Genomic DNA, 15,312 nt, shown 5'->3' with positions numbered 1-15,312 from the left:
ACTAACGGATGAGAAATTCATGCCCTGTTCCCTATCCAGGTATTGAATGCCTGCTATCGCATCATCTTTAAACCTTGCCGGTAGCGCGGGCTTGGGTTGGGGTTGGGTGGTAGGAACGGTTTTGCCCTGTACCTGTACAGGTATGCCGGTTCTTACCGTGTCACCCGTGGAGTTTATCAAGTAATGGGTGGTGTCGTTTTGGGCTATTTCTTCTAGTAAAATAGTGGTTAAGGCATCCTTATTTACCTGAATAATAGTAAGGTCATCCGGTATGGTGTACACATTGGGGTGGGCATTGTAACTGCTGTCGGGGGGCGTCAGCCGTACCACCCTGGGTTTGGCTACACTGTCAGGGTGAATGACTTTGCCTTTTACCGGAATAGGGATTCCGGTTTTTAAGGTATCACCCGATGAATTTACAAGGGCTTGTATGGTATCGCCTGTTACCACATTGGTGATGTAGCTGCCAAGTTCTACGGTTTGGGGTTGCGGAAAAAGGGGCGGGGGGAACGAGTTGTCCTTATCCCCGGACCCACCAGTGCAGCCCGCCAGTACAATCAAGGGCAGGAATACCTTCATCGCCCGAATAATGGGCATAAATGGCGATAGTATTATTTGCTTACACATACAATTCGATTTTAAATGTGATGGCTTGGTTTTTCCCGAAGCTGTAAGGTTTTCTTTCGTCCACTTTCGACTCTACACCACGTACTTTGATACTATCATCAATGGTCTGAATCACGCCTTCCTGCCGGCGAGACAGGGATTTGTACTGATTTTTGGATTGCGCGGATTTCCATCTCATGATCGTGGTATTTGGATGCTGAATGTAGTTCCCTCGCCCTTGGTAGTTTCTACTGTTAACTCCCCACCATGTGCCTTCACAATATCATGGCTGATACTCAGCCCAAGCCCCGTTCCTTCTGTCCCTTTTTTGGTAGTGAAAAAAGGCTGTAGGATTTTGTCTTTGATCTCATCCGGGATGCCAAAGCCGTTGTCCGTTATCGAAAAGATGATTTTATCTTTTTGAAGCGCTGTTTTCACGCTGAGCTTTGGTAAATATTCTTCTGATTCCCCTGACTTGAGCTTATCCCGCATGGCATCAAATGCATTGTTGCAGAGGTTCAAAATCACTCTTGAAAAATCTTCACTGATCAAGTTCACCTCACCCACTTTTGGGTCTAGTTGAAAATCCAGATCTACATTGATAGGAGATTTTCCGGCCCGCATGCCATGAAAGGAAAGGTTTACAAATTCCTTGACTAAAGGGTTAAATGCTTTTGGTTCACGCTTGCTTCCTGTAGCCCGACTATGCTGCAACATGGATTTGACGATACTATCTGCTCTTGTACCATGTTCATGGACTTTGCTGAGATTGGATTTTACATCGTTTAGAATGGCGATGATTTCTTCCTTGGCATCCGATTCGTCCATATTCCCCAACTCCTCAAATACCTCCTCGATAAGCTCTCTGCTGAGGTCGGAGAAATTATTCACAAAATTGAGCGGGTTTTTAATCTCGTGGGCAATGCCAGCGGTGAGCTGGCCAAGGGAGGCGAGTTTTTCCTGTTGTACCAGTTGTTCCTGAGCAGCTTTCAGTTCTTTAAGCGCTTTTTCAGCCCGGGCTTTAGCTTTTTTAAGCTTCTTCAAATCTTCTCTGGCTTGGGAGAGATCCTTAAATCTTGAATAAGCTAAAGAGAAAACCGATGAAGCTCGAGCTAATAGTTCCCAACTTTCAGCGGAAATCTCTCCTGGGGTTGCAGCTCCGATTGCCCCATTAGAAAATTTGGTCAAATGATAGGTGCGTTCCGGTATTTCGGTGCCGTAGTAGCCTTCGAGTTTCGGGGATTGGTTTGCACAGTAATTGATCCACTCTCTTCGATTTTCTCCTTTCATTACGATCGAGGTTTTCGTCTCTTCGCTCTGATAGAAGTTCAGCATTTGTCTTCCCACCCAGGTATCTTGATAATTTAGATCAAAATGGTCTGCTAAATAAGTTTTTGCTCCATCGCGAATATCTTTGATGGAATACCAGCATTCAGCCATACCGCCAGTAGTTTTATTGATATAGATCGAGCTGGTTTCCAGTTCTTCTACCCCCACTAATCCCATTTCCTCACGCATGACTTGCGCTACTTCTATGAGTTCTTCCGGTTCTTGCATAGCCAAAGCCCGGGCTCTGACCCGCTCTAATGCTAGCTCAATTTTCGCTTTTCTGTTTTGCTTTTCAGCAGTGAGCAAGTCTTCAAATCGTCTGTAGGCCAAGTCAAAAACCCCCGCAAAGCGAATCAGTGTTTCGGTTGACTCTTGAGGAGGATAAGGCACTTGGCCTGGCAAACTGAAACCAATCTCACCATGAGTAGTCCGCGCTATGACGAAAGTCAGCCCACCAATGGCCAAGATATCTTCTTCGGAAGGAGCATGGGGATCGGCCTGTTCATACTTGCCATAGGTATTCATTTTGTCAATGTAATCCCAGGCCTCTGGTCCATTTAAATCCAATGCAATGATGGGGGAATCACTCTTTTCCCATTCCGCCAGTCTTGGAATCTCATCGTGTACAAATTTGGGTACGGAGATGATCATGCCTACTCTTTCTCCATCCTCTGAGGTCATTGACATCTGGTAGTTTTCCGGAGTCCATTTCATATGCCAGAAATAGTCAGCTTCATGACCCAACGAGATAAATTCCTTTCGCATAGCTACCACGATATCAAAGAGTTCATCAGACTGCCTCATGGCCGTGACCTGGGCCCGGATTCTCTCCAGAGAGAGTTCGATTTGTCCTTCTCTCGCTTGTGCTTCAGCTTTTTGAAGATCTAAGAATCGAGTATAGGTTTGTTGGAAAACCTTCCCAAATCGCATCACTATTTTGTTTTCTGCCTCTGTGTAAGGAATACCCGAGAAGTTTTCGATATATAAACTAACATTAGTTGACAATACTGTAGTGATAGCCAAACCAGGACAGTTTAAATAAAATGCTTTTACTTCCTCAGATAATCCAGGTACGTGGGTTAAAAGCTCTTTATAGAATTTATTCTTTTCTTCAAAATCAAGATTGGTAGTAAAAAAATCGACCCCATTCTCTTTGGCTTCATTGAATTGAGTTGCCCATACAGATTCGAAATAAGGATGAGTTATTTTCGAGGGAATTTGCTGCTCATCCGCGATCCAAAAATGCCAATCCCCTTGAGGAGTATAGTCCACTACGAATCCCGCATGATCTAGCTTTATATTTAAACTAATGAGTTGCTGATAAACTAGTTTGATTACCTCTTGTAACTCATTACTTTTTTGCATTCCCATGCTTCTGCTTCTGACCCGTTCCAATGCCAATTCAATTTGGGTTTCACGGGTCTGATGCTCCGCTTTTTTCAAATCCTCAAATCGCTTGTATGCCAGATCAAATACCTTCGCAAAGCGGACTAAGGTATCCATAGATTCCTGAGGAGGATTTGGTACAGATCCTGGGAGACTAAATCCAATTTCACCATGGCTCGTACGGGCCATGACAAAGGTCAAACCCTGAATATGTCGAATATCATCCAAGGTTGGAGCTTGAGGATCTACTCGTTCAAAATCACCCCAAGTGATCATTTTATGGACATAGTCAACTGCATTCTCAGTCTCCATTGCTAAAACTAAGATAGGATCGGAGCCTTTTTCCCATTCTGCTACCGACTTGATTTCTCCATGAATACGTCTCGGCAGGCTCATCACCATTCCAATCTGAGTACCATCTCCTGAAGTCATAGCTTTTTCATAGGATTCAGGATGCCAGCGCATATGCCAGAAATAATGTGCCTCATGCCCCAAAGCCACAAACTCACTTCGCATCGTCACCACAATTTCCAGAAGCTCTGTTGACTCTCTCATTGAAGCCACTTGCCCTCTTATCCTCTCAAGAGCAGCTTCGATCTGTGATTCTCTGGCTTGTGCCTCAGCTTTTTGGAGGTCTAGGAAGCGAGTGTAAGCTTGATTAAAAACTTTGGCAAAGCGAATGAAAATATCATGGGCTTCTGGAATTGGCTTATAGGTAATGAACAATAAATGTCCATGGTTAAAAAATGCCACGTGGTCAATTTGATTCTCGGGGAGCGGTACTCCTGAATTGTGTAAATCGGTTAGAGCCTCACCTAAAACCGGCAAAGTTTTGAGGTAATCGTAATGTTGTTTGATTACTTCTGGACCAAACTCTTGGATATAAAGTGGATTACCTTTTTTACTCTCGTTATAATATTGTAGGAATACATTTTCTCTGGGAGTTTTATAAAATGGAAGAAAACCAGCAGATGAAGTGAACCATTCTAAATCCCAAGGTTTGCCACTTGTAGTTTCTTCATCGTAAATATGAAATGCACAGCCCCAATTCTCGATTCCCAGTTTTCTAACTTCTTCTTCTAAAAGGATGGAGGCTTCAGCCAGCTCCTCACTTTTTTGCATAGCAAGAGATCTTGACCTCAGGCGTTCCAAGGCAGCTTCGATCTGAGCTTCTCTGGCTTGTGCTTCTGCTTTTTGAATATCCCGAAATCGCTGGTAAGCAAGAGAAAAAACCTGATGAAATCGCTTAAAAATAGTTAGACTTTGCTCATCCAGAGATTTGTAAAGAGTTAATCCCAAACCTCCTTCACCAATGGAAAGAAAACAGTATCCCAAATTATCCGACTCTTCCAAAAGAGGATCTTTGAAGTGATTTTCCTTCTTGCGATGACTTATGAAATCTTGAAGTTCCTTTCCAGTCAATTCACCCAAAAAATGACTGTCTTTTGCGGCAAGCATTTGATTGACCATTTGCTGCTCCACAGGATTTTTCCGGTATTCAGTACGCTCGATAATATCTCGATCGTAGCTAGGGAAATATTGATAGCATAGATAAATCTCTTCCTGAGCTTCAATAATAGCAGTTTGTACATTTCGGATTTGATCCAACCCGATGACTTCTAATTGCTGAGCGATAACTCGGCAAACCTGGAGCATATCATTCGGGGTATTCATCCCCATGGCCGCGGTTCGCACTTTTTCGAGGGCTGCCTCGATTTCCAACTCCCGGTTTTTCAAAAGAAGTTCGGAAGTTCGCTGATCGACTGCTTCTTGAAGACGTTTGTTTTCAGCTTTGAGTGCATCTGCAGCAAAGGCCTCTCCTTCACTGGCTTTCATGTCTGGGTAGGATCCGTGTTGATGCAAAGCGATCCATCCTGTTTCTGTTTTTGCCAAAAGAGATGACATGCGAAAAGGCCCGTAGAAAATCCATTCTCCATCTATTTTCACATAGAGGTCGGTGAATTCATTGACCATCAAATAATCGTCATAGGGAAGAACTTCAATGGTTCGGTTGCGAATCTCCGCCTGACCGACCATCTGATCTTGCAAGGCATAGCTGTATTCCAAAATTTCCTGTTTGCTATGCCAGATCTCTTCTTTGGTCCCACCGATATTATAGTAATCATCCGCAACAAATGTGGCCCAGTGCTCATAGTCACCTTTGATGTAGGTAGTCCAGAAGGTTTCAAGCCATTCGGCTAACTCTGCTTTAAGTGATTCGGTAATTTTCATTTAGGCATTCTAGGTGTTGATTATTATAGGGCAGGTTTCGCTTTCTATTAATCAAATTCATTTGATGATCATCTTTAAAAAACTTTGAAACCAGCAACCTACTTTAACAAATAGATGCCAATTCTAAGTGGTGCCACCTGAAAAGAAGCCTATTATTCTAATTCTAGAAAATAAAGGTCTAGAAAATCTCAAAATTATAACCCGTAAAAATTCAGTTTGGCATTGACAAAATACAAATTCTTGGGTATAAATCAACCAGAAAATGTTTCCAATTTTTAAATGATTCAGTGATTTAGCCATTGGGGATTTTCTTTAAAAAATCCTGTTCCTAAAAATGTTGTTTCAACAAAAAGGAGATCCCTCAAAACTAACTTTTCTATATTCTATACCCTCAAGAATGATAATTAGAAAAGTCTATTTGGTACTTTCTCCTAGGTTCATATAAGTTGGGTATTCAAGTCTATTATTTTTTAATTTATAAATTCGGGTTTTCTTTGGTTACTATTTCAGAATCTCTTGATTCCAGAATATCAAGTATTTTTGACCGTAAGGATTGTGATTCCACGTTAACTCCTACATTAATTAAGATAGCACTGGATAAAATACCCTCGAGTTTGACATCATTTAATATTTCTTTCACAGATGGCGTGTTTTTCGAGGGTTTCAGGTTGATTCTCGGACTGTTGCTCTTATCCATCAGATAGTTTAGGTTTCTGGGATCATCAAAAAAATAAATATTAAGATCTCGGGAAAGCCAAATATCTATCAAATAGGGGGCTGTATAACCACTATAAAGATTTACCCATTCAGTTTCTTGTTCCTTTAATTCTGTCACATAGGAAGGCCAGTTTCCGAGCATCCTGCGCAATCTGCTATTAGAAATCAACTGGATCTTATCAGATTGTAAGATGTCATTTTGAATAGGGTCAAAAGTAGGTGCTATTAGTATAATACTCATTTTCTGCAGAAGCGTATCTTTGCTAATATCCTTTTCGGTATCAATATAATCCAGAACCTCTGCTGCCTTCGACATAATATTCTCTCTCAATTCTACTTTAATGTCGAGCTGTTGAAGGTTAGATTCAAACTCTTCTTGAAGTTGTTTCAAAATGGCTTGTTCTTAAATTCGCTCTGGTCTGTTGGTGTTCCAATTATTTATAGTCAAGGCTATCAAAATACCGATGACCACCAGCAGAATTTCACCAAGAGCATAAATTAGGTAGCGAGTCACCCGGTTTTGGGAAAGGAGTTTTTGGCGGATTTTACGAAAGAGACTAATCATGGATTAGCTCCTTTCTGATTAGAACCAAAGTCTCATTGCAATTTTGCTGAGCGGCAGTAACAGCTTCCAATTGGGTAACCAAGTAGTTCATTAAAGTTTGATTCACATAAAATGGGTCTTCCAAAAGGCGGTCAATCTCTTCGTTTGTTGGCTGGTTAATGTTTTTTACTTTTTGACTGACATAGTTTACCACAGTTTGTCCCTTTTCCTGGCCAACTTTTAATTTCAAGATCAGGTCATTGTAGTTGTTGTAGAGTGCAACAATTTTTCGTCTCAAGGAGGAATTGGAAATAAGGCTGAGGCTATTTCCACTAGTTAATTCGTCCATCGAGGTGGAATTAGGAATAAAGTCTACCAATATATTATACTGTCCCCTGAAATTGGCATTTACAGAATCTTGATCACTTTCTTTTCCATTAATCCGATTTTCAAAAACCCGTTTGAAACTGACTGCGGATTGCAAAGTGTTGTTTAATTCTTGAAGTCTAAGGGAGTCTGCTCTCAAATCTTCTCGAAGGTTAGTTAAAAATGCTTTTTCTCTTTTTTGATTTTTTACCTCTTCATTCCAATTGTTGATAGCCAAGGCAATCAAAATCCCAATCACCACCAAGAAGATCTCTCCCATTGCATAGATTAAATACCGGGCGACCCGATTCTGAGATAGGAGTTTTTGGCGGATTTTGCGGAAGAAGGAGATCATAGAATCATTGTGTTTGTTTTGTCCCTTTAGGGACTTTATATGGGTAGAAAATTTTATAGCGATGATGACCTGTGCCGTTAGGTACAGGATATAATCATTCGATGGGTTTGAAAATGTAACGTTGATCATATTCCACCCCATGAATCTTCAGAAGCTCTTCATATTCTTCGAGAAAGGATCTTTTCGAATGATGGTTTTCTTGTTCCTGAATGTATTTTACTACCCTTGCTACCTGATCTTTTGAATAGGAAAACGCGCCATATCCTGATTGCCAAGAGAATTTTCCTTTGACAAGACCTTTAGCATTAATCCATTTTGATGAATCTTCCTTTACCATTTGCATCAAATCTGATAATGCTTGGGTAGGCCTGAACCCCATCAGTATATGGATATGATCGGGCATACCGTTGATTTGCAAAACCTTGTGATCATATTTTTGGACAATACCGGTAATGTATTTATAGAGTTCATTTTTCCAATCAGTTTGGATTAGAGAAATACGGTTTTGGACTGCAAAGACTGCTTGAATATGAATTTGGGTGTAGGAGTTTGCCATGATTAAAATTTTATATTCCGTACCTAAAGGCACGGAGGGGGCTTTGCAAAATGGTTTGTTCTACCCATATCGAGTCCCTAAAGGGACTGTTTTTACCAATCATATTGGAACCAATTTTCCTTGCGGAATAAGCCAAATTCCGGGTCACCCGGTTTTGTGAAAGGAGGTTTTGGCGGATTTTGCGGAAAAATGAGATCATAATTTTTGCAGGAAATCAATTCTGGGGCATAGTGCATTTGTTGTCAAGCAGGGGAGTAAGGTCCTTTATTTTGGTCAAAATAGAGCCATAGTGGAGGTTATTTCTATAATTGACCGCGATCAGTAAGGATGCCACGTGTTTGAGTTCTTTCAGTTGAAGAGGGGTTAGTGGGTTTCGGTCGAGCAATTCTTGCCTTACAATGGTCGTGTCTAGCCCTTCTTTCAGAAAGGTGTTATCGATAAAACCTATGGCATGGAAGTCATCTATTTCGAACATTTCGTCAAGGCCAATTCGACCATTGGTGGAGATATTATTCGCTAGACCTTCCGCTTCTTGGAGATATGTCCCTACCTGATCCACGATAGTCTGATCGGTAAATGTATTGAGATTTCCACTAGATTTTAGATCGCTATATCCGGCAGAAATAGGGGTGAACTCGTAACTTATCTTCGATGTAGCTTGAAGCATTAACTGGATAGATTTTTCCTTTTCAGGAGAATCTAATAGTAGCTCTCGAAGTAATTCATTGCTTTTGGTCAATCGGAGTTTGCTTTCCTCCAGTAGGATATTCAGCTGGATTTCATCCTGCTTGAGATCTGCCAAAAATCTGCAATAATAGTCCTGTACAAGGTTTCTGTTTTTAGAGTTTTCATTCCAGTTATTCAGTGCAAAAGCCCCTAAAATGCCGATAGTAATCACCAGAATTTCTAAGATGTATTCTGGCCATTTTTCTTTGAGAATGGAGAGGATTCTTTTCATATTTCTAAAAATCGCCTGAAATAAGCTGCATCAATTCAAGGGTTTCTCCATCAGGTCCTGTAAAGAACGCATTCTTCACAATAGTATCCTCTGTTTCTACCAATGACACTGGTCGGATCATTACCCCACCGGCTTTCAAAATTCGTTCGCTCGCAGCCTCAATATCATCCACATCAATTCCTAAATGGGCGTAGTTGGCCGAGCTATTTTCAGATTGGGAATCAAGATTTTCCCCAATTTCCAAAACAAAGTCCTGTCCAGGAAATTTTAAAAAAGAAAGGGAAGTTTCGAATTCTTCCACAGTACCTTCTACCGATGTTCGTTTTAATTTCTTGATTTGCTTTTCTAGTTTTAGTTCAAATGCAGTGGTATAAAAAGCCACGGATCTGTCCAAATCAGAAACGTTTAAGTAAACATGGTTGAATCGTGGAGAAAGCAATACCTCTTTTGCTTCTTTGGTCTGGCAGCCAAGCAGACCCATTAACAAGAGGAAAAAGGAGGTTGGTTTTTTAAGGCAATTGAGAATTCTTTTCATGGATCTAGTCTTTTAATTTCTTGATCCAAATCATTTATCAGGGACTCTACCGATTTTCTTAGGTTTTCGTAAAAGTAGCTGAGATAAGATTTGGTGCGATTTTGTTGGGTTTTGATAAAATAAATGTACTCCTGATCAGTTTTGAGGGATTCAAAGTCCATTGGTACCATGCTCCCTTCAAAAGTATTTTCCTTACCCTCAAAATTATACCCGGATTCAAACCGACCCGGCAATATTTGCCTCATATGGTATTGCACTTCAGCCAATTCCTCATCCTCCGCTTTTAGGAAAAAATCATATTGGGAATCATAGACAGCGATCAGCTTATTGCGGATTTCATTGTTGGAAATGATATCCAAACCCCTCGATTTAGCTGTTTCGAAGGAACTGGTAGAATGAACGAAATGCATAGGTAGAAGCGTATAAATGAAATGAGAGGCTAGGGAATCGTGGTAGGAGCCATCATTTTCCAAAACTTCAAGGATCACCTTTAGGGCGATCTGGCTTTTCCTGAGCTCATTCATGTTGAAATTGATTTCCACCAGATCGGTCATCAGTTCTGTTTTACAGCCTTTAAGGATTTCGATTTCTGCCCGTTTTCTTGCCTGGTTCTGACCATAGTTTGACAACTCAAAAGCTCCATAAATACCGATGATCAGCACTAGGATCTCAAAAAAGTATTCCGGCCATTTTCCCTTGAGGGTGGTAAGGATTCGTTTCATAAATTCAAGATTTGTCGATCACCTTATTTTCTTCAAGAATAATTGGGTCCAAACTATCTATCAATTTTTTAGTTTGGGTTTGGCACTCATTGTATCTGGACCTTAGTACTCTTAGTAGTTGAACTCTAAATTCGGTCATTGCTAAGTATTTGACTACAAAATCCCGTTCATTTTGAATATTCCACATTACTTTACCTGCGTAGCCGCTACCCTCTTCATTTCCCCAGGTATAATCAAGTTTAAATTGGGAAGTAAGTGTGAAGTAGTTAGTTATCATATCATCCGCGAATGTTTGTTTTTGTATAGCATCAAGAAGAAGTATTTTTCGTTTCAAATCCAGATCCAATAGACTCAGTGTACCTGCAGATACCATCGAGTTAAATGTGCTATTGTTATATGCAAAAACCATATTTATAAATGGATCATGCTCAAATTTAGCGATGTGTTTTACCGTATCGAATGTGGCATTTTCTCCCTTAATTCGGGCGATATTATTTTCTGCAGATTCAATTCGTGGGTCAAGCCAATCAATGTAGTATTTTAGCATAATTGTATCCTTGCCGAGATCATCACGATAGTCTACTAATAATTTTATTGCTTTTTGCTGGTCTTTTTTTTGTTCATTCCAATTATTGAGCAAAAAAGCGCCCAAAATACCAAGGGTAATCACGAGGATTTCCAGAATATATTCGGGCCATTTTTCTTTGAGGGTGGTGAGGATTCGTTTCATTTAGTTTAAGCTAGTGAAAGAATTGTTCATTTGGCCAATTCCTCCATGATCAATTCCTTTAGTTTTTGGTTTTGCGTCAGGACTGTTTCAATGTTGAATTCGGTGTTTTTGCATTTGATGGATGATTCCAAAATCAGTTGTTGAAATTCCGGTGTTTTGGAAAGAAGGGCTAAATCTGCTTCATCAATAAAATCAATGGGTACTTCTCCTTTAGTTTTGAAGCCATTATTATCAAACCAGCTGGACAATTGGTGGACTTTTTTGTCGCTCAAAAAAAACCGAATTCTATTTTCTACCAATTGGGAAAATTCCGAATAAGCATCATCGAGATCTTTTAAATTCCTGGCATAAGTGACAATCTCTTTTCGAATTACCTCATCCGAGATTTTACCAGCAACAGAAGGATCATTCTTTATCGCTACAGGATTATAGTAGATCATGAACCTGATCATATTGGGGTTTTCAATCTCCAAATCCATCCCTTTCACTCCGATTTCATAGAGTACCTTATGCAGGTTATTTATTTTAGTTAGGCTTGCAAGGTTTTCAGTAAATGAGAGAGAATCGGCTCTTAAATCCTGAATAAGATTATTTAATACTGCCATCTCTGAAATTCTTGCTTTGCGGGCCTCATTGGCATTGTTGATTTGTAGGGCTATCAAAATTCCTATAACTACTAAAAAGATTTCCCCAATCGCATAAACCAAATAGCGGGTGACCTGACTTTGAGACAGGAGATTTTGACGGATTTTTCTAAAAAATGAGATCATGGTTAAAAAATCAATTTAGAGGGCTTCATTAATAATCAAGTTTTGTCAAAATACGAGATGAAACTTAGATAAAGTACATCTTTATTAGATTTTTTATATTTTTTCTTTGCTTGGATTGATGCCTTTTGTAAAACCTCTCAAAAATTGCTTCCATTGAATTTTATACCAAAGGCATGGGGAATTCTAGCAGATCAGTTAGATTGAGTACTTTCTGATAAAATCTAGAAACCATGTCAAAATTCTTTCTTCCTCTTTTACTCCTTATTTGCAATTTTTCTATTGCCCAAACTACTCCAGGCTATTTTAGGCATCCGGATTTCAAAGGAGATCAATTGGTATTTGTCGCCGAAGGTGATATTTGGAGAGTGCCTACTTCCGGTGGAAACGCCGTACGATTGACTTCACATCCCGGTGATGAATCTGATCCAAAGATTTCTCCAGATGGGAAATGGGTTGCCTATGCTGCCAGTTATGAAGGACCTACTGAAGTCTATGTGATGCCAATCGCTGGTGGGCTTCCAAAGCGATTGACTTTTGAACCTTCGTCCTCGATTCCCACGGCTTGGAAATCTGCGACGGAAATTGCCTATGTCACTAACCAATATTCTACTCTTCCGAAACTCAACACAATTACGGTTAATGTGGCAAATGGGGAGAAAACACTTCTTCCATTGGAAATGGCAGCTGAGGGAAGCTTTTCTGAAGATGGTTCTACGTACTTTTTTGTTCGGCCGACTTTCCACAATAACGTCACCAAACGCTACGAAGGAGGAACTGCTCGTCAACTTTGGAAGTATACTGAAGGAGCAGCTGAGGCAGTAAAACTGACTAAAGACTACAAAGGCGAGGATCATCATCCAGTGCCACATCAGGGCAAAGTATATTTCCTGTCTTCTCGCGATGGCATCGTGAATGTTTGGAGCATGGATGAAAATGGGGGCTCTCTTACCCAAATCACCCAAGAGCCAAGCTACGACGTGCGGGAGTTCTCGATTTCTGGAAATCAACTGGTTTATCGGGTTGGGGCAGATCTAAAATTGATGGATTTAGGAAATGAAAATGCAAAGACCATTGCCATTCAGCTTATCTCAGACTTTGATCAGCTCCGTGAAAAATGGGTGGATAACCCCATGTCTTATTTAAGTGCTATGGCAGTTTCCAATGATGGCGAACGAGTGGTAATGACTACTCGTGGCCGGGTATTTTCTGTTCCAGTAAAAGAGGGACGAACCGTTCGCCTCAGTCGAAAAGATGGAGTTCGCTATCGAGATGCGATTTTTTCTCCTGACGGGAGGTCGATTTTAACCTTCTCTGATGAAAGTTCGGAGTTTGAAATTCATGAGTACAACAGTCTAGGAATGGATCAAGGAAAGCAAGTATCCAAGAATGGGACCACCTTGAAGTTTGATATGCTTCCTTCTCCAGATGGATCAAAAATAGCCTATCGGGATTTGAATCAGACTATTTGGGTGATGGATAAAGCCACAGGATCTCAGATAAAAGTCACAGATTCAGATGAAGATATCACCTCGAGTATGGCTTGGTCTCCCGACGGCAAATGGCTGGCCTATGCACAAGCGGCAAGCAATACATTTTCGCAAATTCATGCCTTTAATATCGACAGCAAGAAGCGAATTGCTATGACTTCTGATCGGGCAAATAGTCTAAGCCCGCAGTGGAGTACAGACGGAAATTGGTTGTACTTTCTTTCTGATCGTAATTTCCAATCTGTGATAGGTAGCCCTTGGGGTACACGTCAGCCAGAACCTTTCTGGGAAAAGCAGATGAAAATCTATCAAATCGGTTTAAAGCCTGGCTTGGTTTCTCCTTTCTTTTTCAACAATGAACTGCAAAAAGAAGCGGAAAAAACTCCTGAAAAAGTAACGGTGACCATTGAAGAAAATGGGCTTCAGGCTAGACTTCGGGAAGTCCCTGTTCCGGCAGGGAATTATACCAATCTTATAGTGACAGATAAGGCCATTTATTACCATGAAATTGGTACTGGAATGGGTGTCATCTATGGTGCAGGTGCTAGTGGCAATGACAAAGCACCACTCATGATGGTACCGATTTCCAACAAGCCTGAACCAAAAGCTTTTATCGAAAATGCCAGAAACTATACTGTTTCGCTTAACAATAAATACCTCCTTGTCAGAAGCGGATCAAATTATTCTGTCGTGGAATTGGGTACCTCGCCAGTTTCTGACTTGTCCAAAACCAAAGTTGACTTCAGTGGAGTGACTTATTCCATTGATCCTCGGGAGGATTGGAAGCAAATCTACACCGATGCCTGGAGAATGGAGCGCGATTACTTTTATGATGTCAATATGCACGGCGTGGACTGGGATGCAATGTACCAGAAGTACCTTCCCTTGGTGGATCGGGTAACTACTCGAGCTGAACTTTCGGATGTGATCGGAGAACTGGTGGGAGAACTTTCTGTCCTCCACACTTCTGTGAGAGGCGGTGATTTGAGAGATGGGGAAGACAACATCAATTTTGGAATGCTTGGAGCAAAACTTAGTCGAAATGAAAAATTGAGAGGCTATTCGATTGATCATATCTACTTGTCTGATCCAGATTATCCCGATGAGATGTCGCCGCTTGCCCACCCGGATTTGACTATTTCTGAAGGCGATGTCATCACACATATTGATGGAGTGGCGGTGATGGAAGTTCCAGATCTCTATTATTTATTGAGAGACAAGGCAGGTAAGCAAGTTCGAATCTCCCTTCTTTCTGCAGATGGCAATGCCAAAACAGATCAGATTCTAAAGCCGATGACCGCTAGAGCAGAATCAAATCTTCGCTATAACGAATGGGAATATACCCGAAGATTAGAAACAGAGGCTAAATCTGATGGAGCTTTAGGCTATGTCCACCTTCGAGCAATGACCTCGGGAGATATTGGGCAGTGGTATCGGGACTTTTATCCTCAGTTTAAAAAGGAAGGCTTGGTGATCGACATGCGCCAAAACCGTGGAGGGAATATTGATTCCTTTATACTGGAAAAGTTGATGCGCGAGGTGTTTTTCTACTGGAAAGGTAGAACGGGTGAACCCTATTGGAATATGCCGTATGCCTTCCGAGGTCATTTGGTCTTGCTGGTTGATGAGTTTACCGCTTCTGATGGAGAAGCTTTTGCAGAAGGCTTCCGAAGACTGGGCATGGGTAAAGCAATTGGAGCTAGAACCTGGGGTGGAGAAGTTTGGCTATCAGGTTCGAATACACTTACTGACAATGGAATCGCCCGAGCGCCGATGAATGGCGTTTACGGAGAAGAGGGAGAATGGCTCATCGAAGGAGTCGGGTTTATTCCAGATATCGAAGTGATCAATTTACCGAAAGCAACTTTCGAAGGAAAAGATGCGCAGCTGGAGGCTGCTATCGAGCATTTGAAAGAATTAATCAAATCCGATCCAAGACCTGTCCCTCAGGCGCCAGCTTATCCCGACAAAAGCTTTAAAAATGGAAAGAATTGATAATTAGCAGTTCTCGGAAATGCC

Annotated in this window: 13 protein-coding genes; 1 reads left to right on the top strand and 12 read right to left on the bottom strand. The window is 41.1% G+C overall.

Annotated features, from left to right (window positions below; genetic code table 11):
* The 12 genes from AAGF08_RS12580 to AAGF08_RS12525 all read right to left on the bottom strand — a co-directional run.
* The coding region (locus AAGF08_RS12580; RefSeq protein WP_343511543.1) for a hypothetical protein at window positions 1-282 on the bottom strand (282 nt) is incomplete at its 3' end.
* 337 nt (window positions 283-619) lie between these two features.
* On the bottom strand, window positions 620-805 hold the full coding sequence (locus tag AAGF08_RS12575; protein WP_343511542.1) for a hypothetical protein: 186 nt from the start codon (window positions 803-805) through the stop codon (window positions 620-622).
* Window positions 802-5,553 carry an ATP-binding protein gene (locus tag AAGF08_RS12570; protein ID WP_343511541.1) on the bottom strand — a complete coding sequence of 1,584 codons (4,752 nt, stop codon included), beginning with the start codon at window positions 5,551-5,553 and terminating at the stop codon, window positions 802-804. Before AAGF08_RS12570 ends, AAGF08_RS12575 begins: the two co-directional genes overlap by 4 nt.
* A 475-nt stretch (window positions 5,554-6,028) precedes the next feature.
* Window positions 6,029-6,661, bottom strand: a complete 633-nt coding sequence (locus AAGF08_RS12565; protein ID WP_343511540.1) for a hypothetical protein — start codon at window positions 6,659-6,661, stop codon at window positions 6,029-6,031.
* Window positions 6,662-6,673: 12 nt separating this feature from the next.
* Window positions 6,674-6,835, bottom strand: coding sequence for a DUF6090 family protein (locus tag AAGF08_RS12560; RefSeq protein ID WP_343511539.1), 162 nt, complete (start codon window positions 6,833-6,835; stop codon window positions 6,674-6,676).
* Window positions 6,828-7,535 carry a DUF6090 family protein gene (locus tag AAGF08_RS12555; protein ID WP_343511538.1) on the bottom strand — a complete coding sequence of 236 codons (708 nt, stop codon included), beginning with the start codon at window positions 7,533-7,535 and terminating at the stop codon, window positions 6,828-6,830. The genes AAGF08_RS12560 and AAGF08_RS12555 overlap by 8 nt, the downstream gene beginning before the upstream one ends.
* Window positions 7,536-7,629: 94 nt before the next feature.
* Window positions 7,630-8,091, bottom strand: a complete 462-nt coding sequence (tnpA, locus tag AAGF08_RS12550; RefSeq protein ID WP_343511537.1) for an IS200/IS605 family transposase — start codon at window positions 8,089-8,091, stop codon at window positions 7,630-7,632.
* A 214-nt stretch (window positions 8,092-8,305) separates the two neighbouring features.
* On the bottom strand, window positions 8,306-9,049 hold the full coding sequence (locus tag AAGF08_RS12545; RefSeq protein ID WP_343511536.1) for a DUF6090 family protein: 744 nt from the start codon (window positions 9,047-9,049) through the stop codon (window positions 8,306-8,308).
* 4 nt (window positions 9,050-9,053) lie between these two features.
* Window positions 9,054-9,584 carry a VOC family protein gene (locus tag AAGF08_RS12540; protein WP_343511535.1) on the bottom strand — a complete coding sequence of 177 codons (531 nt, stop codon included), beginning with the start codon at window positions 9,582-9,584 and terminating at the stop codon, window positions 9,054-9,056.
* Entirely contained in the window at window positions 9,581-10,306 is a 726-nt protein-coding gene (locus tag AAGF08_RS12535; protein ID WP_343511534.1) for a hypothetical protein, read from the bottom strand. The genes AAGF08_RS12540 and AAGF08_RS12535 overlap by 4 nt, the downstream gene beginning before the upstream one ends.
* Before the next feature lie 4 nt (window positions 10,307-10,310).
* On the bottom strand, window positions 10,311-11,036 hold the full coding sequence (locus tag AAGF08_RS12530) for a DUF6090 family protein (protein WP_343511533.1): 726 nt from the start codon (window positions 11,034-11,036) through the stop codon (window positions 10,311-10,313).
* 26 nt (window positions 11,037-11,062) lie between these two features.
* Window positions 11,063-11,806 carry a DUF6090 family protein gene (locus AAGF08_RS12525; RefSeq protein WP_343511532.1) on the bottom strand — a complete coding sequence of 248 codons (744 nt, stop codon included), beginning with the start codon at window positions 11,804-11,806 and terminating at the stop codon, window positions 11,063-11,065.
* Between the two features lie 230 nt (window positions 11,807-12,036).
* On the opposite strand from AAGF08_RS12525, the gene AAGF08_RS12520 reads away from it, so the two are divergent.
* Window positions 12,037-15,288 carry a S41 family peptidase gene (locus AAGF08_RS12520; RefSeq protein ID WP_343511531.1) on the top strand — a complete coding sequence of 1,084 codons (3,252 nt, stop codon included), beginning with the start codon at window positions 12,037-12,039 and terminating at the stop codon, window positions 15,286-15,288.
* Window positions 15,289-15,312 lie beyond the last annotated feature (24 nt).

It is taken from the genome of Algoriphagus sp. SE2 (assembly GCF_039563885.1).
In the GTDB taxonomy this organism is placed as follows: Bacteria; Bacteroidota; Bacteroidia; order Cytophagales; family Cyclobacteriaceae; genus Algoriphagus.
Note: the sequence above shows the minus strand (reverse complement) of the source record. Positions and strands in the feature narration are given on the sequence as shown.